The sequence below is a fragment of the Pirellulales bacterium genome (genome assembly GCA_035546535.1).
Classification (GTDB): Bacteria; Planctomycetota; Planctomycetia; order Pirellulales; family JACPPG01; genus JACPPG01.
Genome location: DASZWQ010000050.1, coordinates 57,498 through 80,808, shown reverse-complemented (window position 1 = coordinate 80,808; position 23,311 = coordinate 57,498). Strand labels below are relative to the sequence as shown.

16 protein-coding genes are annotated in these 23,311 nt (G+C 63.8%); 6 read left to right on the top strand and 10 right to left on the bottom strand.

Annotated elements, in window-relative coordinates; all coding sequences use genetic code 11:
• Positions 1 to 13 precede the first annotated feature (13 nt).
• The 4 genes from VHD36_06250 to VHD36_06235 form a co-directional block, all read right to left on the bottom strand.
• Positions 14 to 1,477, bottom strand: coding sequence for an aldehyde dehydrogenase family protein (locus tag VHD36_06250; protein ID HVU86902.1), 1,464 nt, complete (start codon positions 1,475 to 1,477; stop codon positions 14 to 16).
• 122 nt (positions 1,478 to 1,599) lie between these two features.
• Complete coding sequence (locus VHD36_06245) at positions 1,600 to 2,715, bottom strand: hypothetical protein (protein ID HVU86901.1); 1,116 nt, start codon at positions 2,713 to 2,715, stop codon at positions 1,600 to 1,602.
• A 219-nt stretch (positions 2,716 to 2,934) separates the two neighbouring features.
• Positions 2,935 to 3,804 carry a hypothetical protein gene (locus VHD36_06240; protein ID HVU86900.1) on the bottom strand — a complete coding sequence of 290 codons (870 nt, stop codon included), beginning with the start codon at positions 3,802 to 3,804 and terminating at the stop codon, positions 2,935 to 2,937.
• Between the two features lie 145 nt (positions 3,805 to 3,949).
• Complete coding sequence (locus VHD36_06235; GenBank protein HVU86899.1) at positions 3,950 to 4,444, bottom strand: hypothetical protein; 495 nt, start codon at positions 4,442 to 4,444, stop codon at positions 3,950 to 3,952.
• A gap of 331 nt (positions 4,445 to 4,775) precedes the next feature.
• Here VHD36_06235 and VHD36_06230 point away from each other — a divergent pair, with 331 nt between their 5' ends.
• Both VHD36_06230 and VHD36_06225 read left to right on the top strand, forming a co-directional pair.
• A complete protein-coding gene (locus tag VHD36_06230) occupies positions 4,776 to 5,420 on the top strand; it encodes a hypothetical protein (protein HVU86898.1) in 645 nt (214 codons plus the stop codon).
• Complete coding sequence (locus VHD36_06225) at positions 5,417 to 7,198, top strand: DEAD/DEAH box helicase (GenBank protein ID HVU86897.1); 1,782 nt, start codon at positions 5,417 to 5,419, stop codon at positions 7,196 to 7,198. The genes VHD36_06230 and VHD36_06225 overlap by 4 nt, the downstream gene beginning before the upstream one ends.
• A gap of 33 nt (positions 7,199 to 7,231) precedes the next feature.
• Here the strand turns inward: VHD36_06225 and VHD36_06220 are convergent, their stop codons facing one another.
• A complete protein-coding gene (locus tag VHD36_06220) occupies positions 7,232 to 11,506 on the bottom strand; it encodes a PVC-type heme-binding CxxCH protein (GenBank protein ID HVU86896.1) in 4,275 nt (1,424 codons plus the stop codon).
• Between the two features lie 77 nt (positions 11,507 to 11,583).
• Here VHD36_06220 and VHD36_06215 point away from each other — a divergent pair, with 77 nt between their 5' ends.
• On the top strand, positions 11,584 to 12,237 hold the full coding sequence (locus VHD36_06215) for a hypothetical protein (GenBank protein HVU86895.1): 654 nt from the start codon (positions 11,584 to 11,586) through the stop codon (positions 12,235 to 12,237).
• 279 nt (positions 12,238 to 12,516) lie between these two features.
• Here VHD36_06215 and solA read toward each other — a convergent pair whose 3' ends face one another.
• From solA to holA, 3 genes are all read right to left on the bottom strand, one after another.
• Positions 12,517 to 13,659, bottom strand: coding sequence for an N-methyl-L-tryptophan oxidase (gene solA, locus VHD36_06210; GenBank protein ID HVU86894.1), 1,143 nt, complete (start codon positions 13,657 to 13,659; stop codon positions 12,517 to 12,519).
• Positions 13,660 to 13,730: 71 nt separating this feature from the next.
• Complete coding sequence (locus VHD36_06205) at positions 13,731 to 15,341, bottom strand: hypothetical protein (GenBank protein ID HVU86893.1); 1,611 nt, start codon at positions 15,339 to 15,341, stop codon at positions 13,731 to 13,733.
• A gap of 308 nt (positions 15,342 to 15,649) precedes the next feature.
• Positions 15,650 to 16,708, bottom strand: coding sequence for a DNA polymerase III subunit delta (gene holA / locus VHD36_06200; GenBank protein HVU86892.1), 1,059 nt, complete (start codon positions 16,706 to 16,708; stop codon positions 15,650 to 15,652).
• Positions 16,709 to 16,935: 227 nt separating this feature from the next.
• On the opposite strand from holA, the gene VHD36_06195 reads away from it, so the two are divergent.
• Positions 16,936 to 18,300: a neutral/alkaline non-lysosomal ceramidase N-terminal domain-containing protein gene (locus tag VHD36_06195; protein ID HVU86891.1), complete on the top strand. Its 1,365-nt coding sequence runs from the start codon at positions 16,936 to 16,938 to the stop codon at positions 18,298 to 18,300.
• A 39-nt stretch (positions 18,301 to 18,339) separates the two neighbouring features.
• On the opposite strand, the gene VHD36_06190 is transcribed toward VHD36_06195, so the two are convergent.
• Together VHD36_06190 and eda are read right to left on the bottom strand one after the other, a co-directional pair.
• Positions 18,340 to 20,190: a hypothetical protein gene (locus VHD36_06190; GenBank protein HVU86890.1), complete on the bottom strand. Its 1,851-nt coding sequence runs from the start codon at positions 20,188 to 20,190 to the stop codon at positions 18,340 to 18,342.
• A 316-nt stretch (positions 20,191 to 20,506) separates the two neighbouring features.
• The gene (gene eda, locus VHD36_06185) at positions 20,507 to 21,166 is read right to left on the bottom strand and encodes a bifunctional 4-hydroxy-2-oxoglutarate aldolase/2-dehydro-3-deoxy-phosphogluconate aldolase (GenBank protein HVU86889.1); all 660 of its coding nucleotides are present in this window, start codon (positions 21,164 to 21,166) and stop codon (positions 20,507 to 20,509) included.
• Positions 21,167 to 21,474: 308 nt separating this feature from the next.
• On the opposite strand from eda, the gene VHD36_06180 reads away from it, so the two are divergent.
• Positions 21,475 to 21,642 carry a hypothetical protein gene (locus VHD36_06180; GenBank protein HVU86888.1) on the top strand — a complete coding sequence of 56 codons (168 nt, stop codon included), beginning with the start codon at positions 21,475 to 21,477 and terminating at the stop codon, positions 21,640 to 21,642.
• 263 nt (positions 21,643 to 21,905) lie between these two features.
• Complete coding sequence (gene clpX / locus VHD36_06175) at positions 21,906 to 23,195, top strand: ATP-dependent Clp protease ATP-binding subunit ClpX (protein HVU86887.1); 1,290 nt, start codon at positions 21,906 to 21,908, stop codon at positions 23,193 to 23,195.
• The last annotated feature ends 116 nt before the right edge of the window (positions 23,196 to 23,311 follow it).

The following is a 23,311-nucleotide window of genomic DNA, read 5'->3' as shown; positions in this document are numbered from 1 at the left end:
ATTCTGCATTAACCTAGGCGTGGGCGGCGGCCATCTCTTTTTCGACGCGCTTCACCGCTTCGGGGACGAGCTGGTAGGCCCGCGCGCGGAACAGGAATTCCACGATGTTCCCTTCGTGCGGCTGCAGCCAATCCAGCTTGATGGTGGGGATCGGTCCGATGTTCAAACGGTCGATGTGAACCGCGTCGGTCAATTGTCGCTGGAATTTCGCGTCCTCGGTGATGGCACTGCACACCAGCGTCGGCCCGATCGATTCGAGCATCTTTTCCTGTGGGCATTTCACGACCGTCGTGAAGGGGAACATGTATTCTTTCTTGGCGATGGCCCGTTCCGGCGAATCGCATTCGACGACGGTCGGCCGCAAGTATGCGCAGCGTTCCTGCTCGACCAGCCGGGGGCCGAACTTCTCGGTCGAGTGCTTCACGCCCGACTCGCGCAGGTCGGCTTCGATCGCCTTCCACACGGCCGGAGCGACGCCCGCCACGGTGAAGGCCGCCAGGCCCGATTTCGGATCCTCGGGCGGCAAGGGAGCGATCGGGCCGAGGCGCTCGGCGAGCGCGGCCGCGATCTTCTCGGTATGTCGCGAGGCCCAGATGCCCGAGCAGTTGATGCAGCCGCGACCGCTGTTGAGGTACACGCTGTCGGCCATGATGTCGAGATACTTTTCCCAGTCATCGACCACGTCGTCGCCCAGCAGAATCTTGCTGAAGCCCGGTCCGTGCGCCTGCACGCGCGGGTCCCCCTTGTAGCGTTCGACGGTCGCCGTGCCGCCGAAGATCATGCTGCGATCGCAATTCGCCAGCACCGCGGCGCCGACGTCGCCGCCACCGGGATAGATCGAAATCGCTTCGCGCGGGATGCCCGCCTCGGCGAACGCCGCTGCCATGCGGTAAGGCGTCCAGGGCTCTTGCGGACCCGGCTTGAGGACCAGACCGACTTGCATCGGGATCACCGGCATCCACAGCGTATGTACGCCCGGTGAATTCGATGGCAATACCAGGCCCACGGCCGGCGCTTGCGCCTGATAGCTGACGACCACGCCGCGCCCTTCGACGCCGTAGCCGCGCGACAGGATCGACAAATCAAGCCCGCGCGTCAACGCGTCGAGCATGCGATCCATATTCGTCAGCACGAAATAGTTCTTCTGCATGTTGCCAGTGCACATGTGCTCGGGCAACCCGGTCGAGGCGCTTTGCTGGCGGGCAAATTCCTGGGGGCTTTGCTGCCCGTCACCCATCGGCAGCGTGCCGTTGAGATACAGGTCGGCCGCCTTCTTGACGCGAGAGATCAAATCCTCCGGAGACAACTCGCGTAGCACGTCCCGTGCCCGCTGGGCGAAACGCATGTCGCGTTGCAACAAGCCGCCGTTGGCCTGGCTAACCTTGGCGATCGGCTCGCCGGTAACGAAGTGCAGGACCTGGTCGACCTCGAGCGAATCGTAGGGCTTTCCCCAACGCAGGATGGGCAGGTTCAACACGTCACAAATCTCCCTGGGCGTGGCATTTTTGGCCGAAGATCAAATGAGTCTCCGGCGAAATCGTTGTCGTGTGCGTCGCGTCTGTCGTGGGCAGACGAATCATTGCAGCGGCCCGCCGGCGGTCAATACACGCCCACCGTCGTCGCTTCGGCCAACTCGTGGAAAGGGCGAACGCCGCTGATACCGTCCCACGGGTATTTCTCGTAGGGGGGCTCGCGCTCGCCTTCGTCGCGTTCGAGAAAGCCCGGAACGAAGAACTCCTTGGTCAGCGTCGTCAGCTTGACGCGCCCGGTCTCGCCGTAACCGACGACCCGGTTCGAATCCTTGAAATCGACCACTTCGGCCACGGCCCGCGGCTGCGGGGCGTAGTAGCTGATTTTGTAGCCTTCGGCGGCCGTGACCGGCTTCGAGCAGGCCAGGCCCATCAGCGTGTTGCCGTAGGTGGGGGTCATGTAGACGCCGTCGAGGAATTCTTCGGTGGCGAAACGCGTCCATTGCGGCGTGAATTCCGTGCCGCCGGAAAAGATGCCCGTGATGCCCGCCTTGCGAATGCTCGAGCCACGTTTTTCGAGTGCTATGGCCAGGGCTTCGAGCAGCTTGGGCGTCGTGAACATGCAGCGGATGTCGTGCCCCGCGCCCAGGATCGTGATCGCCTGGTCGATGCAATGTTCCTTGTAGGCCTCGAGATGTTCCATCCACCCCTTCTTGATCAGCTTGATCACCCAGCGCGGATCGAGGTCGATGCAAAAGGAAATGCCGCCGCGGTGCTGGGCCAGGTGCTCGACCGCGAGACGCAAGCGGCGCGGGCCCGACGGGCCCAGCATCAACCAGTTCGATCCCTTGGGGAAATATTCGTCCGGCAGCGTGTCGCTGAAGAGCGAGTAGTCCGTGCGGAAGTCGTCGATCGCGATGCGGCTTTTGGGAATGCCCGTCGTGCCGCCGGTTTCGAACACGTAAATCGGCTTGTCGGCAAATGCCTTCGGCACCCACCGCCGCACAGGGCCGCCGCGCAGCCATTCGTCTTGAAACGGCTCGAACTTCGCCAGGTCGCCGAATCCCTTGATCTCCGTGAGCGGATCGAACTTCAGACTCTTGGCATATTCCAGCCAGAAAGGACAGCCCGTTGATTCATGAAAATGCCATTGCACGATTTCGTGCGTGTGGGCATCGAGCTTGTCGCGAGCCGCTTTGACGGCGGCCGGCGAAGCGGTGCTCTTGGCCGATTCGGTAACGCTCATTCTCGACTCCAGCGGGAACAATGAAAGGCGCGGGATTCAGGCGGGGCAAGGCAGGGGAAGCGAACACAGCCTGCCGGCTGGCTCAAACCTCCGATCGATCAACCCCTTAGTTGTAACTGCTCGGCTGCCGGCTGGCCAGCAGAGGAGGAGTCCTACCGATGGGGGAAACCTGGCCGAAAACGCCGAACGCGACAGCCCGAACTTGGATGGCGCAGGAGCTCAAACGCGTGGCAACCGGCCAAGGCCCAACGCGATCCTGGCCCACAGCTCGGAGTACATCCCTGCATAAAAGTGATCAGCCCCGCCGACTAGAAAAAGTTGCCGACGTTCGCCGCCGGGTAGTTCGGCAATCGCCTCGGGCATGCCGCGAAAGGCCGCGCTCGTGGGCAGTTCCGCCGTGCCATAGGTGATGACCAAGGGGCAAGCGACGCGCGGAATCAGCTTCAGCACGTCGTAGCGTTCCTCGGGACCGTACTTGTCGAGAAAGCCTTCGGCCGAAATCGCATACGCCAACGGAAACAGGATTTCGATCAACTCCCGCGAGCGCCCTTGCCGCACCAGGTCGTGCGCGCGGCCATAGTCGCGCAAGAACTCTTCCGCGCGCGAGTCATCGAGGAAGCCCGAGTACGACAAGCGCGGCGGTGAGATCGCGACGACCCAGGCGACATCCGGATGTGCGCGATGCACCTGTGCGTAGATCGCTTTCACGGCGCCCAGGCTGTGTCCCAGGATGCCCAGGCGCCGATAGCCGCGCTCGCCCAGTAGCGCGAGCCAGGCCGTTACGTCGTGGCAGCATGCGTCGATGATCTCGTACGCGGCGCCTTGCAGCCGTCGCCCAACGGGCGCGTTGGTCGAGCTAATGCCGTCGTGCCCGCGTGTGTTGGCGGCGAGCGCCGCCGCGCCGTTGGCGACCAAGGCCGCCGTCAGGCTGGCCATCATGTTCGAGGCGTAGAAGTTGCTCCCCGTCCCGTGCAGGCAGAGCACCGCGTCGGCCCCCAGCGACGGACGGGCCTCGGCGGCGGGGGCGCGCAGCGCGCCGTCGAGCCGCAGGCCGTCTTCGGTCGTCACATTAATTAGATCGACGAGCAAGCGCGCGCTCCGGACACAGGCCGCGGGCGAAGTGTTACACGCCGCGGTGAATCATACCTGCCGCATCCGCGGCGCGCAAAGTAGCCGCGGCATCGCGCGTGCGCGAAGTGGGTCGACGTTTGGCGCTACTTGAACGAATCGTCGCTTACGAGCCTGCTTGCCCTGATTGCGCAGTGCCTGCGCTCCCCAATTGCGCCAGCACTTGCAAGACGCCGTTCAGATGGGCCAAACGCGGCCCGAAACGGTCCACGAACTCAGTGAGCATGAACTCGCCGTCGGCCAGAGCCTCGGCATTCTCGTTCACTTCCGTCGTGAGAGTGTTGAGGAACTCGGTCTGTACCCGGCACAACGCCTCGGCCGCCGTTCGGCAATCCCGGGCCAGTGTCGGGTTGGCGTCTTTCCACTGCGTTAGTTCCTGCGTGCGCTGCCGCTGCGATGCGCTGAACTGATTCACGGCCGTGGTCACCTGACCGACCAACTCTTCCAGAAGCTCGTTCTGGCGGTCCTGCGCGGCCACCAGGTCCCGTAACAGGCGCACTTGCTCGCTATCCGAGCGGTCCTGAATCGGGGCACTGCTCAGTGTGCCGGCGGAAATCTCGACCTGGGTAAACAGCGGGGGCGTGGGCTGGCGGTCTTGCATCAAAAATACCTTTCCCGGGGGCAGGTGGAACTGCGTCCAGTATAAGCAGTTCGGGGGGATAAAGTCGAGCATTTCGCGCCTAAGCCCCGCGCCGCTTGGACTTAATGAACGTGGTCCAAGCCGGTCACTCCCCCCGAGATTCCGGATGCTGGTAATGCAGTCGGTGTTCATTTGCACAACTCGGCTTAGAGCGGTTTGCGCTCCTGGCGGTGCCGGCGATCAAGTCCGAGGAAGGTCGGTTCGATAGGACTCAATAACGCCTCCATCCTGCCACACGAGGGGCAGTCGCCCCGGACAGCTTCCCACGCAGCACGCGCCTGACGTTCCATCCATGAAGATCGAAACGACTGACGCGTCTCCGGCGGCGCTCGGCTTCCTCTCCGTCATCGAGCTGCCTTCGCAGGGGTTGATCGGTGGCTACCTGCTGCTCAACGCGCACGCCCGACCGCTCGAGTTTCATTGCACCGCGCCGGTTCGCGCAAACCGCGCACAAGAAGTTCTCTACGGGGCGACGCTCGAGCCGTATCTGTACGGCGAACAAATCGGCGCGACATTGATCAAAGCTTCTCGGCTTTCGCCCCTCGCGGTATTTACCGACTGCCAACCGGCGCTGGCTGCGGCCGATCATATCCTGGCGCCACTGTGGTGGGTGATACCGCGCCCGGCTGGCGTTGAGGGCGAGAAGCTTAGCATTCCCAACAAAAACGCTCTCCCTCCGGGAGAGGGCAGGGCGAGGGCGCTTCACACCGACGATCGCACGGTTCCCACGTCGACTGCTATCTCGTCAGAACCGTCGGCTCCCGTTCGCTGCGGCGACAATGTTCTTGTTCCAGCGCCTGTGTCGAAGCTTCCTGCACGCCTATCCGCCGAAAGCCTGGAGCAGCGACTCCCCGAGTTTGCCGCCACGATCGATCTCTTGGAACCCTTCGAGCGGATTCGCGCCGCCATCCAGGAATCGCAACGAGGTTGGCGATGAGCGCCGGCATCGCCAGTTCCTGGTACGCCGCGGCCAGTTCAGCGCCCATCGTGCATTCGCTGGTCCTGGCGCCGGCAGAGCAGTCGATCGACGGCGCAGCAGTAGCCGGCCCTCAACCTCTTGCCGCACTTTTGGGGACTGACACAGCCAGCGCCAGCGCGGCGCCGATCGTCGTTACATCCAGCGATTTTCGAGCCTCGCGCATCGCCGTGCGGAGTTACTACTTCACGCCGCGCGCGGACGAAAAACCGCTCGCCACGCCGGAAACCTCGGCGGCCGCCTCGATCTGCGAGCGGGAGAGCAGCACCCGCGGCGCGTCGCGCCGCTACACGCGCGTCGCTCCGCCCGAGGACGTTGTGGGATTGAGCGATCGGCTCTCGATGCTCCTGGAGCCGCCGCTGGAGCTGCTCTTGAATCGATCGAGCCTCGAGTTTCCCGCGCAGCCGTTTCCGTTTCAGATGCAGGGCGTGGCTTTCCTCTATCCTCGTCAGGCGGCTCTCTTGGCTGACGAAATGGGCCTGGGAAAAACGATGCAGGCCATCACGGCCGTGCGATTGCTGGTCCATACCCGCGAAGTGCGGCACGTGCTCTTCGTTTGTCCCAAGCCGCTGGTGACCAACTGGCAGCGCGAGTTCAGCTTCTGGGCTCCCGAGCTACCGGTGCTCGTGATCGAAGGCGACCGCGCCAAGCGGCGCTGGCAGTGGCAACAGACGGACGCGCCGGTGGTCGTGGCCAACTACGAGATTCTGCGGCGCGATGGCGACATCGTGAACGATCCGGCCTTGCACTTCGACCTGGTCGTGCTCGATGAGTCGCAGCGAATCAAGAACCGCTCGGGCACCACGGCGCAAATCATTCGTGCCGTGTCGCGCTCGCGCAGTTGGGCGCTCACCGGCACGCCGGTCGAGAACAGCCCTGAGGACTTAGTCGGCATCTTCGATTTTCTTCGCCCGGGCCATTTGAACCCTGGGATGAAGCCGCGGCGCATGGGCCGCCTGGCCGGCGATTACATCCTGCGGCGCACCAAGGAGGAAGTCCTGACGGACATGCCTCCGAAGCTGTTCCGCGATCCGCAACTGCAACTGACGCCCGAGCAGCGCGAGTCGTACCGTTTGGCCGAAGAGGAAGGGGTCTTGCGTCTGACCGAGATGGGGGACGCCGCCACGATTCACCATGTTTTCGAGCTGGTGCTACGGCTGAAACAGATCTGCAATTTCGATCGCGCCACCGGCGCCAGCGCGAAACTCGAACGGCTTTCCGCCGATCTGTCCGAGGTTGCCGCCAGCGGACAAAAGGCGCTCGTCTTCAGCCAGTGGGTCGACACGCTCAAGACTCTGAAGGACCGGCTCGGGCGCTTCAAGCCGCTGGAGTATCACGGTGGAATCCCGGCGGCGCAGCGCGACGATATTCTCGCAGAGTTTCGCGAGAACCGCCGCCGCCACGTGCTGCTGATGAGCTACGGGGCAGGGGGGGTGGGGCTGAATCTACAGTTCGCCGGTTATGTCTTTCTCTTCGATCGCTGGTGGAATCCGGCCGTCGAGGACCAGGCCATCAATCGTGCGCATCGCATCGGCGCGGCCGGGCCGGTGATCGTAACGCGCTTTCTCACCGCCAGCACGATCGAAGAACGCATCGATCAGGTGTTGCGCGACAAGCGCGAGCTGTTCGATACCATTTTCTCTGACGCCGCCACGCCGCGGCTCGGCATGTCGCAGGAAGAGATTTTCGGCCTGTTCCGACTCAAGTGCCCGGCGCCACCGATCCAAGCGGCTGGCTGATGCGCGGCACGAGTCGCTTGGCGGCGTTTGAGATCATTCTCCGGCTTCGGCTGTCATGGCCATGACGACGGGCGCTGTGGCGTCGTCCCCCTTGATCAGTTCCACATGATCGATTGCGCTGTGCCGAGCCGGCTCGATCGTGATGACGCGAATCTGTTGATCGCGCAGGTGGGCCGCGAATTTCGAGCCGGGCACATCCACGCGGCGAATGTAATCGGCAAAGTGCTCGCCGTTCAAAAGAGGATGATCCTCACTCTCTCCATCGGCGTACACCAGCCGCACCGTCATCGTCAGCGATCCTTTCATCCCCAGCGGATACCCCCACCCGCTTACGCCGCTCAATAAATGAATCGCCTTCACCGTGGCGTTGCACGGCACGCTGACCGACTTCGGCATCTGCGGAGGAAACGCGCCCTGCGGGCCGTACAGCAGCACGACGTTTGGCACCCGGTCATCCCGAGGGTCAATCGGATAAAACGGCACGCCACACAACGTGCGCGGTTTCCAATCGGCAAAAATCAATCGCTCGGCCGTCGCCGCGTGGTCGTAGAACATGCCGATCGTGCTGACGGCCGTCGCCGCTTTGTCGAGCGGCAGCGGAAAATAACGCCCGCGCGCGGCCAGGAACTCCAACAGATTGACGAGCTCATCCGCCGGCAGCTTCTCGAAACCCTCGGGCATGAGCGATCGCTTCGAGCCGGCGAGCTCGTCGATGTCCTCGCGCAAGATGATTTGCTTGCGGGCCTCGGCATCGACCAGTTCGATCGTGGTGCGCGTCTCGGCGGCCAACAGGCCCGAGAGAATTCGCCCGTCGGTCGTGGTCACCGTGTATTGCTGAAAGTTCCCTTCTACCGACCGATTCGGATCCAACACATCGGACAAGATATCGGCACGCTTGCGGGCCGCCATGCCGGTCAGGTCGGGGCCGACGTTTCCGCCTTCGCCGCTGTGACGATGACACTTCGCACAATTCTTTTCGAACACGACTTTGCCGGCCACGGCATCGCCGCGGCGATCGGCGAGCGGGCGCAACGCGTCAAAGACTTTCTGCCGGTCGGGATCTGCGAGCCGCCCACGGCCCGCGAGCAGTTTCGCCGCTCGCTCGCGCAAATTGCTGTCAGGGTGTTGCGCCAAGCGCTGCTCGGTTTCGACCGACAAGTTGGCAAGCGCGACCGATTCATTCTCGATGCCGTCGAGTAGCGCCTTGGTCCACTCGGACCGGCGCAGCAAAACGGCCGCCGCCTTGGCTTGCGTGGCAGGCGTGTATTGCGACCAGCCGGCCGTGATCGTGGCCCCTACCTCGGCCGCGGTCGATTGCCCAAGAGCGTCGAGAAGGTCTGCCGCCAGCTCAGGGCTCGTGCGTGGCGTGATGAGGGCGATGATCTGCGCGGCGTTCTTGGCCGCCGGATCGAGAGCCAGCAGCCCGACCACGGCTTGCCGGCGCGCTTCGTCAGCGAGCGCAGCATCGGCCGCTTCGCGCAACAGAGCCGTTTTCATTTCGTCCGCCACGGCAGCGAGACTGTCGCCAGCGCCCCAGCGATTCGCAAGCGTGATGACGGGCAAACCGGCCGAGCCAGGGAGCGCGCGCAACGTGGCCGCCAGCGCTTCTTCCAGCGGCTTGCCGATCGTCGGCGGTGCGCCCTCGGGCCATCCGGCCGCCAGGCCGCCAATCAGCGCCGTACTGATCGCGACGTCGGCCTCCGGCAAACGAGCCAGGAGCGGCGCGACGGCATCTCCCGGCTTGCCACGCGCAAAGTGTTCAGCGACGACGCGCGCGGCGGTTAGCAAGGGCGCCGGCGGCGCTCCGTTAAACGTTGCAATCGCGTCGAGAAACGGTGCGTCGTTACGCGCCGCGGCGCAGGTTGCCGCCAGCGGCAGCCAGCGATCCTGAGCTACGTCAGGCGACGACAGGAATTCGACGAGTGCGCCCGCCGTCGCGGCCGAGGCCGGCATCTCGCTCAGTGCCAAGAGAGCGTCGAGCCGCACTCCGGGACTGGCATCCCTCAGGCAGCCGGCGGCGAGGATGGCAGCCCCCGAGTCGCCGGTGCGCGGCAACAACTTCAAGGCCGCACGGCGGACTGCAGAATCCGCGCTCTTCAAAGCGATCAGCCCTAGCTGCGAGAACGGATCCGGCTCCCGGGCGATGGCGCCGCCGTCGCGCAATCCGGCTAGCGTCCACAGGGCGTGTAGAACTGCCGGCGCTTGTTCGGCGGCGCCGACCAGGTTCACCAGTTGCGGCACGACGTCGGCCAGGCCACGCTCGACCAGCAATCGTTGCGCTTGCAAACGCCAGAACAAGTTGTCGTGCCCCAGCGCGGCCACGAGTTGAGTTGGATCATTGCGATCCAGATGCGGCGCCGCGCTAGCGCTAGCGTCGCGCGCCACAACGCGATAGACCCGGCCATGCGTTCGATCGCGTAGCGGCGTCTCGTAAGCGTTGCCAGGACCGGTTTCAAAACCTTGCGGCGTCGGATTGTGCTGGACCACGTAGTTGTACCAATCCAACGCCCATACGGCCCCGTCCGGACCGACTTGCGCGGCGATGGGCGCGCTCCACGGGTCGGTGCTCGCCAGCAGGTTATAGCCATCGCGAGCGACGTAGCTGCTTCCTCGCGGGACGAGCCAATCGAGATGCACCAGGTGCCCGGTCGGCTCGCAAACGAGCGCCGCACGATTCCAGTACTCGCGTGGGAAAGCTCGCGCCGTGTACAGCTCGTGCCCGGTCGCTGCCGTGAAAGCGCCGTGCCAATCCATCTGTCGCACGTCGGCCGCGATCGGATCGTAATGCTTGTGATCTTCGATTCCGGCGCTACCGGCTCCGTGCCAGCCGCGCACCATCTCGAAATACCGGTTCGGTATGGCGAGAAACACGGAATGCTCGTTGTTCGCGGTCGATGCAAAGATTTCGCCGCTTTCCGACAAGCCCAAGCCCCAGGTGTTGTTGCTGGTCGAAGTAAGGACCTCGAAGGCGCTGCCGTCAGGGCGGAAGCGATAGATGCCCTGCTTGAAGCTGTGCGCGATGTCGCCCGTTTTTACCGTTCCGCCGCTATAGCCGACCGCCGCGTAGATCCAGTTGTCCAGCCCATAGTGCAAGTTCGACGTCACGGCATGCGTGTCGCGGCGGCCGAAGCCCGTGAAGAGAATGGTGCGCCGGTCGGCTTTTCCGTCCTGGTCGGTGTCCTCGAGATAGGCCAGGTGCGGCGCCACGGCCACGATCGCTCCGTTGCGCACGGGCAGCACGCTCGTCGGAACATTCAGCCGATCGGCGAAGATTGTGAACTTGTCAGCCCGACCGTCACCGTCGGTGTCTTCGCAGATTTTGATCCGATCTTCGCCGTTCTCGTGCGGATCGTCCCGCAGAGTGTTCGGGTAATCGACGCTCTCGATCACCCACAACCGACCACGCTCGTCGAACGACATGGCGATCGGTTTGGCGATGTCCGGTTCGGCCGCGAACAGCTCGACGTCGAAACCCTCGGGCGTGTGCATCTGCCGCAGCGATTCGGAGGGGGCCAGCGGCCTCGGCATCCGTTTGAGACGGTCTCCTTCGGTCCCCCATTTCTTGCCGGCGATGTAGTTTGGCAGTCCGTCGCCCGCGTCGACGTATTCCACCGGAGGAAGGTCGTCTTTCACGCGGCCCGCGGTCCAGCGCAGCGCCGCTGCCAGCAGTTTGGCAAACGCTGGGTTGCGCCAGGTGCGCTCGTCATGACCGAGCGCCGTGTAATAAACGCGTCCCTGACCTTGCTCGCGCGCCCAGGTGTAGGGCTCGTAGCCGCCCTCCTGCTCGCGCACCATCAGCAGGCGGCGATCATCGGTCAATTCGTTGTGGACGTAGGTTTCGTCCCAGCTTTCGAAACTTTCAACGCCGCGCAGGGCCGGATGCTGGGCGTCGACGATCTTCGCGCGGAATGTGCCCGAGTCGTGATGCGAAAAACGCCCACCGACCAGCGCCGTGTATTTCGTGCTGTTGCGAAAGCAATGCGACGCGCAGTGTACGGCGACCAGTCCTTTGCCAGCTTCTACGAAAGATAATAGCGCTGCCTCGTTTTCAGCCGGCAGATCGCCACTGTCGCGAAAGATCAAAAGCGCGTCGTACTTGGCCAACCTTTCGGCCGTCAATGTCGCGACGTCGCCGGTATACGTGAGGTCGATTGCCTCTTTGCCGAGCGCCTGCGCGGCCAACTCGTGCATCGCGGCCGGGCGATGGTGCCCCTGGTCGCCCAAGAAGAGCACCGATAGCCGGTCATCGGCCGCGGTCGTCGCCGCCACGGCAGCAACGTAAAGGCTTGCCAGTAACCAGTCTCGCAAGGATATCGAAGCGGACGTAGAGCGCATGGGGATTTTCAGGAACGGGGCAGGGCAGGGGGGCGAGAAACAGCGACTGCGTGGACAACCCGCAGGATAAGCCGTGGCGACGGGAAATGCCACCAATCGCTGCGCCAGAGCAGGTCGGACCGACAACGCGGTGTTCGATTCGCTCTGAAGGCCGCGTAAAATGGTGTTTGAACCAGTCCACCAAGCATCCGCCCGCATTCTTAACTATGAACCTTGGCGCGATCGCGTTTAAGTCGTTCCTGATCCTATGTGTTCTATCCGTATTGCTATCGGTAGCGACCGCCTATGTATTAATGCGGGTGACTAAAGCGCGAGAGTTGGCCATTTTGTGCGTTGTGTTGCTGGCTCCGGTACTGATGTATGCGTCAAACTCGGTTTTCCACCAGCGCTTCTTCGTTTGGTGGCATCAAGCGCAAAACACCATTGTGCCGAGCGACTTCCCCTGCATTGAGTACGAGCCGGGGTTCAATACTCTGCACGCGAAATACAAAATGACGGAGCCCGAATTCGATCAATGGGTCGGCGCGCATCCGTGGAAACTTCAACCGTACACATCGGACGCGTTGTACAATCCCGATGAACAAGAGTGGCTGGGAAGTGGTCTCGCAGGAAAGGCCTTTGCTACGGAACGGGAGCCCAGCGGTAAGCAGCTGCGCGTGTTCCACGCCCAAAATACGACATACGTTTTGTACTACGCGTGGTAAAGGTTACCTAGCGACGCCACGACACACCCCATGCCACACGCCCGACGACGATGGTTGCAGTTCTCATTACGGGCGCTCATCGTGGCGATCACATTGGCGGCAGTAGTTTTGCCGTTGGGGCGAGATGCCGTCGGAAGATGGCAGGATCAACGGGCCGCCCAGCAAGCGCTGGAAGCAAAAATTGCGAGACTGAAGAACGTCGCACTTCAATATCCGTGCCACATCAATGGCCCGAGAGCGCCTAGTCCTTCCCCAGCACCGCAACCTTAAGGCGAGTGGCTAGCGGCTCGACGTGAGTGCCGGTCTGCGGCAAGAGAGAAACGCGATCGGCAGCTTTGTCTGCCCCGCAAGCGCCAGATCGGCCAGCACCTCGCCCAGCACCGGCGCGAACTTGAATCCGTGTCCTGACAGGCCGGCGGCGAAGCAGATTCTTTCGTCGCGCGGGTGATGGTCGACGATAAAGTGTTCGTCGGGACTCATCGTGTACATGCACACGGCGTGTGCGGTTCGCGTCGATGACACGTCGGGCAACGCACGCGCGATGAACGATTCCAACCGCGCCTGGTCCTCGGCTCGCCACTCGCGATCGACCGCCAGTGGGTCATCGACCGGTTCGCCGCCGCTATGTTCGGCCATCTTGATTTCACCCGGGTCGACTTCCGGGAAGCCATAGAAAACGCCTTCCGGCATTTCGTAAAGGAACGCCGGACATCCGTTCTCCGCCCGATACACGTTCGAATTGGTCGCGAACCAGAAGAGCGGCTTCCGCCGCACGACCAGTCGCGTGCCCAGGTCGCCCAGCCACCGCCCAGCCCACGGCCCGGCCGTGACGATCAATCGCTGGGTGGAGTACTCCTGTCGCGCGGTGCGCACGACGATGCCGCTCGTCGTCGGTTGAAACTCAACGACCGGTTCGTCGGTTTTCAGTGCGGCGCCCGCGGCTTGCGCGTCGCGCAAGTGCGCTGCCACACACGCTTCGACCGCCAAGACGCCGCCTCGCGGCTCGTAAACGCCCACGGCGCTTTCGGCGACGGCAAAGCCGGGCCAGCGCCGCGTGATTTCGTTCGCTGCGAGCCGTTCCACGCTTAGCCCATGTTCGGCGGCGCTTGCCAACACGCCTGGCACCACGACGCCATCGGCCGGGCCGACTTGCAGGAACCCCGTTTCTTGAAAGAGACGCTCTCCGGTGCGCTCGCTGAGCTCGCGCCACAATTCGTAGGAACGTAACAGCAGCGGCACGTAATCCGGATGCTCGAAATACGCTTGCCTGATGATACGCGTGCGGCCGTGCGAGCTGCCGCGATCGTGCGCCGGCGGAAATTGATCCAGTCCCAGCACCTTGGCCCCGCGCCGGGCAAGCATCGCCAGGGCGGCGCTACCGATGCCGCCCGTTCCCAGCACAATCACGTCAAACGTTGACATACCGCGCGCAGCGTCTCGTCAGTCAGAGAGGTACAGGCCGCAAGAAATCGTCGAATCGCGGCTTTTGGAAGCTACTTGTTCTTGATCGTGAAATCAAGCGACGCCTTGGCCGTCTTCTGGCTCAAGGTGTCTTCGATCGTCAATTGTAGCTTGTAGGCGCCGTCGGGGAGAGGCTTGGGCAGGTTCATGCGATAGCGCACGAAGTAGTCGCGCCGCGGATTCTGGCACACCTCTTCCATCGTCTGCGGCTCGGTGCCCGCCATCTTCGTCCCGTCTTTGTCGACGACCTGGTAGCTGCCCTTGAGCGCGGTGCGATAACCCTTGGGAGCCTGCTCGATCTTGAAATTGTCGACCTCGGCGTACAGCAGGACCTGCTGCCCCGGCGTGAACTCGGTTTCCTTGAATGGCGTAATCACGCCGTAGCTGACCACCTCTGTGCAGAAGGCGATGTTTCGCACGGCCAACGGGCTGAGTTGTGCCAGGCGGCCGGCGGCCTCGTAGAGTTGCTGACTGGCGAGCGAGGCACGTTTTTCAGCGTCGGGTTCGCCGCTCGCGTCGAGCAGGGCCGCCACGCTCGCCAACTGTTTGTTCCAATACTCCTGCTCCGGCGCGCTAAGTCCGTCGATCGGGCGCAGCGCATCGTCGCGCCGCCCGGCCGATAGATACAGCATCCGCAAGCTCACCTGGCGCGACACGTCTCCGGCATCCTTCACCGGCGACTGGGCCTGCTTCTCGAGCATCGCGATCGTTCCGGCCAGGTCAGGCGCAGCGGCCGCATTCGGCGCCGGTGCGGTGAACGCGGCCTGCTCGACTTTTCCATCAGATGCGGTTGCTGGCGCGGCCGTGGCCTGAGCAATCGGCGTCGCCGTTGTCGTGGGCAAGGGAGGAGGTTCGGCCGGCGACTGCGCCGATGACGCGGTTGCCGATGCGATTACGGGCGCAGCAGGCGTCGGGGCAGCAGGTGACGGCGCGGCTGATGCTGGCGACGCAGCGATGGCCGTCGCCGGTGGCGGGGCAGGGGGGGTGGGCGGGTTCGCAGCCGGTGGTGGCGGCGCGGACGCGACGCTTGCCAGCACGACCTGGTCGGCGGGCGCCTTGGCCGGCGGGACAAGCGCCGTGGCCGGCGATTTTAGGTCCAGCGTTTGTGCTGCTTGCGAATTGGGCGCGGGCGCGACGGCGCGCCCGTCGCGAATTTCAGAGGGCAGAGTGGCGCCAGGCGCGAGCGAGGAAGTTGCACCATTTACGCCAGGTTTTGCCCCGATCCCCGCCGTCCGACTCTGATTCTGATACGCCAGCGACGAGCGGTATGTCTGCATCAACAGCGGCCATAGCGACGGATCGGTCCGTTGCATGTCCTCCATCAGCTTGGCTTGCACGGCCGGATCGACGGCGCCGACCGCGCGAAGCTGCGTCATCACGTCATTGAGAGCCCGAGGATCGACGGCAGTGGAGTTCGACGCGCTCTTTCCCTTCGCCAGCGTGCTGCCGGCGCGAGGGTCGTCTTGATCGGCGTCGAGCAAGGGATCGTTCGTGGCTGAGCGCCCGCCGAACCAACCGAAGCCGCGTCGCGGAACATTTCCGGTGGCCAGTGGCGGCGGCGGCGCAAGCGAGCAGCCGGCGAGCGCGACTGCCAGCAGGCATGCGGCGAGCCATGTCCCGCGGCAGGAGGCGAACCTGATCATTGAAAGCCCAGGCATATCGTTCGGGACCCTTGCAGACGAACCTTCAGCCGACGAGGTGGATAGAGGCAAGGCCATCGAGGGCGCTGCGGCGACCGATGAGGCCCGGTCGTGTAACGCCTGCTCCTCCGCAATTGGCCGCGAGAGGATAGGAGAAACCCGATTTTGCCGCAAGGCATGGCCCGGTAGCCGTCTTGCCGGACCATGAGCTGCGCGGTTGCGATAAACAGGGCAAAACGGGTGATGGCCCGCGCGAGAAGCTGCGCAGGCGTGAGAATCGTTGGTTCGCTATCGTGGATGCTGGCACTGGCTCAGCGGGCTTCAGCCGTGTCGGCGGCGCGCGACATGCGCGCAATGAGCTGCTCGAGCACAATCCGCGCGCGCGTCGGCGCGGAACTCGATCCTTTGAGCGCCAGGTCGGCTTCCAGCATCGCTCGATACAGACCCGCGCTACGCTGCCGGCCGAGCTGCCGTAGCTGATTCTCCGCCTTGGCAACGACGAAGGAGCGAAAGCCGGCTGCCTCCAACGCATGCTTGAGCGTCGTGCGGCGCCCGGCGCACTCCGCTTGCTCTACCGTGCGGGCCGCCGCGGCAAAGCGCCGCAGCGTGGAGCCGATTTGCGCGAGTATCGCCACGGGGCTTTCGCCCGACGAGAGCAGCCGATCGAGCTGCAAGATGGCTTCCGCGGCGTGACCACCCGCAGCCAGGTCGAGCATGTCCCAGGTCGTTTTCGAGCGCCAGCCGCCGACCATTTCGCGCACCAGCGCCGCGTCGATCGCGCCATTCTCACCGGCCGCGAGCGCCAGCTTCGCCAACTCCTGGTCGAGCAGTCCCAGATCAGGCTCGACGCTATCGAGCAACAGATCGGCGGCTTGCCGATCAAGCCTGGCCTGGTGTTTTTTCGTGGCGCGGCTGACCAGCCATTTGGCAATTGCCTGCGGCGCGGGAGTTTTGCATTCGATCGACAACCCTTCGGCCGCGATCGCCTTGGCCAACTTGGTGTTCGCCGGCCAGGTGCCGGCTTCCAGTACGAGCACGCCACTTGCCTTTGGGTGCGCGACGTAATCTTCAAGCGCCGGCCGATTGCGTGAGACGAAGTCGTCGGCCTTGCGCACGACGACCAGCCGTCGCCCGCCACCAAACAGCGCCACGGTTGAAAGGCAGTCGAAGACTTCGTGAACCTCGGCGTCTTCTCCGTCGAACTCGGAAAACGAAAAATCGGCGTCTTCCGTGCCCAGCACCGCTTCGCGCAAATGTTCGAGCGACTCGCGCTTCAGAAATGCTTCGTCGCCAAAGACGACGCACACGGCCGGGATCGTGGCCGGAGGCTTGTCGAGAAACTCCAGTCCTGTGAGAGTGACGCCCGGCATGCGGTGATTCGCTGGCAGCGAGAAAGTAAATTGGCCGACCTGATTTGCAACGCTCAATCGTCGCCGCTCATTGTATCGGGACCGTGTCGACGCGTCTGCGGGTTACGCGATGGCAACCGCGGCGCGCTTGCAATCGCTCGTGCATGGTTCATACTCCGCCGTGGCGTTAGGACAATCCCGAAGGTGACCCAAGGCTCGGTAACCCCGCTCTTTCGAAAGGTGACCTCATGCGCCGAGTTGTGCCCGCCGTCTTCGTGCTTTGCGGCCTTGTCGCCGGCGCCGTGGTGGCCGCGGAAGGAACGTTGCGCATTGCCACATTCCGCGTCGACGCGACGCCCCCCTTGGGAACTCCGCTGTGCGACGCTGCCGTGCCGCCGGTGGCAAAGATCGACGATCCGCTCTCGGCGCGCGGCGTGGTGCTATTGACCGATGAAAAGCCGATCGTGCTGTGTGCCGTGGATTGGGTCGGCATCGGCAACGACGGGCATCGCGCCTGGCGCCAGGCCTTGGCCGACGCCGCCGGCACCGATATTCATCGCGTGGCCGTGCAAACGCTACACCAGCACGACGCGCCGGGTTGCGATTTTCTGGCCGATGAAATCCTGGCGGGCGTTGGCCTGGCTAACAAGATGTTCGATGCCGATTTCGCGCGCCGGACGATTGCCGCTACGGCCGACGCCATTCGCGATTGCATCAAACATCCTCAGCCGGTGAGCCACTTGGGGTTGGGGCGCGCGAAGGTCGAAAAAGTTGCCGCGAACCGCCGCATCCTCGGGCCGGACGGCAACGTCAAGCATGTCCGCTGGAGCTTCACGGCCGATCGCGAGGCGCGCGACGCGCCCGAGGGCTTGATTGACCCTTACATGCAGCTCATCAGCTTTTGGGACGGCGACCGGCCGCTCGTCCTTGTGACGTATTACGCGACACACCCGCAGAGCTATCACGGCAAAGGAGCTGTCAGCGGCGACACGGTGGGGCTGGCCCGCGCGATGCGCGAGCGCGCGCTTCCCGGCGTGGCGCACATTCATTTCGACGGGGCCTCGGGCAACGTCACGGTCGGCAAGTATTACGACGGCACGCGTGAGAGCCGCGATCAACTGGCCGAGCGGGTCGCCGCCGGAATGCGCCAGGCGTGGGAGGCGGTCGAGCGGCGGCCGATCAAAGGCGCCGACGTAGCCTGGACTTTTGAGCCGGTGACCCTGCCCGTCAGCCCGCGCATGAACGAAGACTCGCTACGTCAAGAGTTGAGCAATGCGGCGGCGGACATCAAGCAGCGTGTGCGGGCGGGCATGGATCTGGCTTGGCTCGCGCGCTCGCAGCGCCGCGACCCGGTCGATATCGGCTGCCTGCGGCTGGGCGACACCTACGTGATGCACATGCCGGCGGAGCTATTTATCGAGTACCAATTGGCCGCCCAGCGGATGCGTCCGCAATCGATCGTGGCCATGGCGGCCTACGGCGATTACGGTCCCGGCTACATCGGCACCGAAATATCCTATTCGCAGGGAGGCTACGAAACGGGTATCGCCTCGCGCGTGGCGCCGAGCGTCGAGCCCGTGTTGCTGCGGGCCATGGAAAAGCTCTTGAAGTAGCGGCCCTTGGCTTGCGTGGAACTTAACAAGCGCGGCACGCTAGCGGCGGAATTCCTGCCACACCGGCTGTGCCTGCGCCGCAGGTGCTGTCGCTGGGACAGCAGGCGATTGAGCCGCGGGCGCTGCCGCCGGGCGCGCGTCGCGAATGCGAACTTTCGGACGAGCGGGTGAGAGCGGTACGGGCGAGGGAGTGTCTGTCACGTGCAAGTTGCCCGCCCGGTCGCGGATTTCCAGCCGCAGAAAGACCGGGCCAGGTGTGTTCGCGTTGGGCTGCCAGGCGTGCGTGCCACTGTTGGCCAGGTCCAGTCCGATCGGCGCCCAAGGGCCGGTGGCCGTCGTGCTCCAATAGAGTGAGATGGGCTGCGCGGCCAGGAACGAATCGCCGGCTTCCCAGCGAATGACGAGCGTGCCCGGTGCGCTCGCATCCGCCGCGGCTGACACGATGCGGCCCGCAGGCTTTTGCGTGTCGACATTGATCCAGATGTCGGGCGTGTCGCCGGATCGTGGCGCATCCTCGGTCGTGGCGCCGGTGTTGGATACAAGAATGCGAAAGCCGTACAGACCGTCGCCGTCGACGGTGACCGAGGCCGGCCCATGCTCGTTGTCGTGGCTGCCATATTTCGCCCACGTGCGGCCACTGTCTCGCGTGCCCCAAATTTCAATCGTGGGAACACTGCCCGGGCTCATCGATTCGACGTCGTAGTCCAGCTCGATGCGCCGCGTGTTGAACATGCGCGGTTGCACACCGGGCGGCAGCGATTCATCCGCGGGCGACGTGGCCGCGCCGTTTGTGGGCGGTGTGCCGGGATTCGCAACGCCAGCCTCTGTCGACGCGGGAAGCGCGGCTGGTCCCGGCAGACGTGGTCCATCGATTTGTTCCAAATCGCGACGCGTGCGCGGTGCGCTTTGGCGTGCTTCATTGGCCGAAGGCGGCAGGCCGACCTCTTCGGGCTGATTGGGAATCGGTAGGGCCCGTTCGGCGGCCGGCACGCCGGCCACTTCTTCCGCGGCTGGGGGCGCTGGCAGTACTTCGGCCGCAGGAGGGAGCAGGCCCGGACCAATCTGCTCAGCGATAGTGCCGTATCGTTTAACGCCCGCGAGATTTCGAACGTCGCCATACCGCGAAGGGAAATTGCCGGGCATCTCGGGGGGATCATGCGGGCCGAGGGGCGTGCTTTGCGTGCGCTCGCCCGGCCAGTGCGCAAAAGTGTCTTCCTTCTCGGCCGCCGGATCCGGCTTGGCAACAATCCCGGCCACCGTGCGTTGCGTCTTGGCGAAGTTACCGGAGAAGTCGCTGACTTCCGCGCGAACCGTGATCGGCACGCTGCGGGCCTCGGGAACCCAGGTCGCCTCGCGCGCCGACGTCGTCGCGCCGACCACCGGCAGGTCGATCGCCACGGGCACCCACGGACCATCGGGTCCGACCTGGTACTCGAGGCGCAAGCTGTCGGGCTTGAGATGGGCGTCGCGCACGCGCCAGCGGGCGTGCATCTCGCCCCCCTGGCCGCGCTCGGCGAGCAATTCCAGCACCGGCGGATCCGTATCGAGGACGACTGTCAGCTCGGGATGCGGCGGCCCGGCCGGCTGCAACTCGCCATGGTCATCCTTGGTGCGCACCAGGAAGCGATAGTCTCCGTCGCGCGTCGCGCGGAAGAGAATGCTGCCGCTCGTGGGAGCCGCTTTCGCATACAAACGCCAGGGGCCGCCATTTTCCGAGACGTGCAGTTGCACTTCCGTCGCCTTACGTGCCCCCGGCTCGGCTGGATCCATGACGAAGGGAACGCCAAACGAATTCTGCCGCGTGTAGATGGGCTTTGGTGCCTCGGGCACAAGCGCATTCTCAGCCCAGCCCACGACGGGAGCAGCAAACAGAATCGCGAGGACGCTCAAGCTAAGCCGCATCTTTGACGTGACAGATTGTCTCTCGGTGGAAGCGATTGGCGTCGTTTGCGCGCGGCGCATTCCGAGCGCCGCCGAAGCGCAAGGGCGCACCGTCACGCAATCAGATATCGGCTTTGCCGATCGTGCGGCTTGAGTAGAGAGCACCGCCGCGCGGAACTGCGTAAACTGAATGGTCAGGGGTGGGAGGCTGGCAGTTGCCAGTGTCCTCCGCCGGGCAAACGAGGGGACCGTCACGGCGAATCTGAATGTTTGTGGCAAGCCAATATGGTCGGTGCCAGGACAATAAGTCGCGGCCGGCGGCCGGTCACTTCTTCGCTAGCTGCTCGCGCGTTTCCGCGACGGCTTTGATGTATTGCCGCGCCAGCGATTGCATGCGGGCAAAGTCTCCAGCCGCCAGCGCCTGGGGCTCGACCAGGGAGCTGCCCACCCCCACGGCGCAGGCACCCGCGCGAAGGAAATCGCCGATGGTCTGCAGATTCACGCCGCCGGTGGGCATTAGCCGCACTTGCGGAAGCGGTCCGCGCAGCACCTTCAAATAGCCAGGCCCCACCGCATCGGACGGGAAGACCTTCACGACGTCGGCGCCCGCCTCCCAGGCTGTGAGAACTTCGGTAGGCGTAAAGGCTCCGGGAAAAACGGGGACCGCGTAGCGCCGGGCCAGCTCGATCACCGACGGACGCACGACCGGCGAAACGAGGAACCGTGCCCCGGACATCAGGGCCACGCGCGCCGTCTCGGTATCGAGGATCGTCCCGGCGCCCAACAGCACGCGGTCTCCCAAGCGCTCGGCGACCTCGGCCAGAACCTTCTCGGCCCGTGGAACCGTGAACGTGACCTCGACAATGTCGACACCCCCCTCGGCCAAAGCCTCGGCCGCGTCGGCCAATCGGCTGCCGTCGTCGGCGCGCAGGATGGCGACGATGCCGGTGCGCAAAATCCGTTGCAGGCTGCTTTCCTTATCCATCAAATTCCTCGATTGATTAGCGTAAAAGCGAAATGGTGCGGCGGTTCGGTCGCAACTGTGCTACGGGCGGGCCACGGCCGATCTTAACTTCGCTATCATGGCCGGAAGTGCGCGCAATGCTAGACGGTAGCGGGCCGCATATGCATAATAGTTGAGTGAGGCAAAAGGGGAGGGCGGGGCACGCATCCTTCGTACGCCCGTGACGCTAATCTATGTGGGATTTTCTGCGATCGCCGACGGCGCAGGTGACCCTGGGAGTTGCCGCAGTCGCCATTCTGGCGTCCATCGGAATTTACGTCGTTGGCAGAGTGAAAAGCAGCTTCCGCGAAGACGGCATGACCACCAACGAGATGCTCACGAATTTCCGAGAATTGCACAGCCAGGGTGAGCTAACGGACGTCGAATACCGAACAATAAAAGCAACGCTGTCAGCCCGTCTGCAAGACGAGTTAAAGGATAGCGGCAAAGAGGGTTAAGGCCGCTGGCGCTAGATTGTAACGAAATCGACCGCCGGTAATCTCTTTGCCGATAGCACCACTCTTGTGAGACAATCTGCCAGGATCGGAGAGGGCAGGTTGGCTGAACACGCGACCACGTGATCTCGTAAGCAAATGCGGCTCGACGCAATTCCCAGACTAGGACGGTCAGGCCAAGCCTCTCGAGCGACAACTGGAGTCCCTTCATTCTTCGCGGTATCCACGACGCGCCACCGCGAAGTCTGATTCGAAAAGGAGTTGGTATGGCTGGTAGTCGGGATCTGGGCGGCACCCGCCGAGGTGGCGGCACGACCAAGAAAAACGCCTTTTGTTCGTTCTGTCGCAAAAGCTATCGAGACGTAGGGCCCTTGGTCGAAGGCCCCGGCGACGTCTACATCTGCGGCGAGTGCATCGAGCTCTGTCAGTCAATTCTCGAACAGGAGCGGCGCCGTCGCGGCAGCAGCAAGCAACTGTTCAACAAGGTGCCCACGCCGCGCGAAATCGTCACGCAGCTCGACGAGTACGTCATTGGGCAAGAGGAAGCGAAGAAAGTCCTCGCCGTCGCGGTGCACACGCACTACAAGCGGCTGATGCTCGGCAGCGAGCCCTCGGACGTTGAAATCGATAAGTCGAACATCCTTCTGCTCGGTCCCACCGGCTGCGGCAAAACGCTGCTCGCCCGCACGCTGGCCCGCATTCTCAACGTTCCTTTCGCGATCGGCGACGCCACCACCCTGACCGAGGCGGGCTACGTCGGCGAGGACGTCGAGAACCTGCTGTTGAAGCTCTTGCACGCCGCCGATTTCGATCTCGAAGCGGCCCAACGCGGCGTCCTTTACATCGACGAGATCGACAAGATCGGCAAGACCAGCCAGAACGTCTCGATCACACGCGACGTATCGGGCGAGGGCGTGCAGCAGGCTTTGCTGAAAATGCTCGAAGGCACCTTGGCCAACGTGCCTCCCCAAGGCGGCCGCAAGCATCCCGAGCAGCAGTACATCCAGATGGACACGAGCAACATCCTGTTCATCTGCGGCGGAACGTTCGTCGGCATCGACAAGATCATCAGCAAACGGCTGGGCCGCCGCACGATTGGCTTTGGCCAGGAAAGCGCCGCGCCGGGCAGTGAATCAGACCTGTCGAAGCTGCTCTCCCAAGTCACGAGCGACGACATTCTGGAATTCGGGTTGATCCCCGAACTGGTTGGCCGTCTGCCCGTGATCACGGCGCTCAAGCCGCTCGATACCGATGCCCTGGTACGGGTGCTGCAGGAACCGCGCAACGCCCTGGTGCGCCAGTTCCAGAAGCTGTTCTCGCTCGAAAACTCGCAGTTGCAGTTTACCGAGACGGCGCTGCGGGCCGTCGCGGAACGGGCCCAGGAAAAAGAGACCGGTGCCCGCGGGCTGCGTTCGATTATCGAATCGATCATGCTCGACATCATGTACGAGCTGCCCGAGCAAGGACACGGTCAGAGCTATCTGATCACCGAGGATGTCGTGGCCGGCCGCGAGCGGCTGTTCCCGATGCCCGAGCCCAAACACAAAAGCGCCTGACGTTCAAGCCCACTCCCAGCTTGCTGGCCGTGGGGGTTAAGTCAATCGCGCTATTTCACGAGCCCGGTGTGCTGGCTACGGCCGTCACCGGGCTCGTTTTTTTTCACTCGCGTGCA

Coding starts and splice junctions, on each gene's coding strand:
- VHD36_06245 (HVU86901.1), bottom strand. CDS start 2,715: ATGAGCGTTACCGAATCGGCCAAGAGCACCGCTTCGCCGGCCGCCGTC.
- VHD36_06235 (HVU86899.1), bottom strand. CDS start 4,444: ATGCAAGACCGCCAGCCCACGCCCCCGCTGTTTACCCAGGTCGAGATT.
- VHD36_06230 (HVU86898.1), top strand. CDS start 4,776: ATGAAGATCGAAACGACTGACGCGTCTCCGGCGGCGCTCGGCTTCCTC.
- VHD36_06225 (HVU86897.1), top strand. CDS start 5,417: ATGAGCGCCGGCATCGCCAGTTCCTGGTACGCCGCGGCCAGTTCAGCG.
- solA (HVU86894.1), bottom strand. CDS start 13,659: ATGTCAACGTTTGACGTGATTGTGCTGGGAACGGGCGGCATCGGTAGC.
- VHD36_06205 (HVU86893.1), bottom strand. CDS start 15,341: ATGATCAGGTTCGCCTCCTGCCGCGGGACATGGCTCGCCGCATGCCTG.
- holA (HVU86892.1), bottom strand. CDS start 16,708: ATGCCGGGCGTCACTCTCACAGGACTGGAGTTTCTCGACAAGCCTCCG.
- VHD36_06195 (HVU86891.1), top strand. CDS start 16,936: ATGCGCCGAGTTGTGCCCGCCGTCTTCGTGCTTTGCGGCCTTGTCGCC.
- eda (HVU86889.1), bottom strand. CDS start 21,166: ATGGATAAGGAAAGCAGCCTGCAACGGATTTTGCGCACCGGCATCGTC.
- clpX (HVU86887.1), top strand. CDS start 21,906: ATGGCTGGTAGTCGGGATCTGGGCGGCACCCGCCGAGGTGGCGGCACG.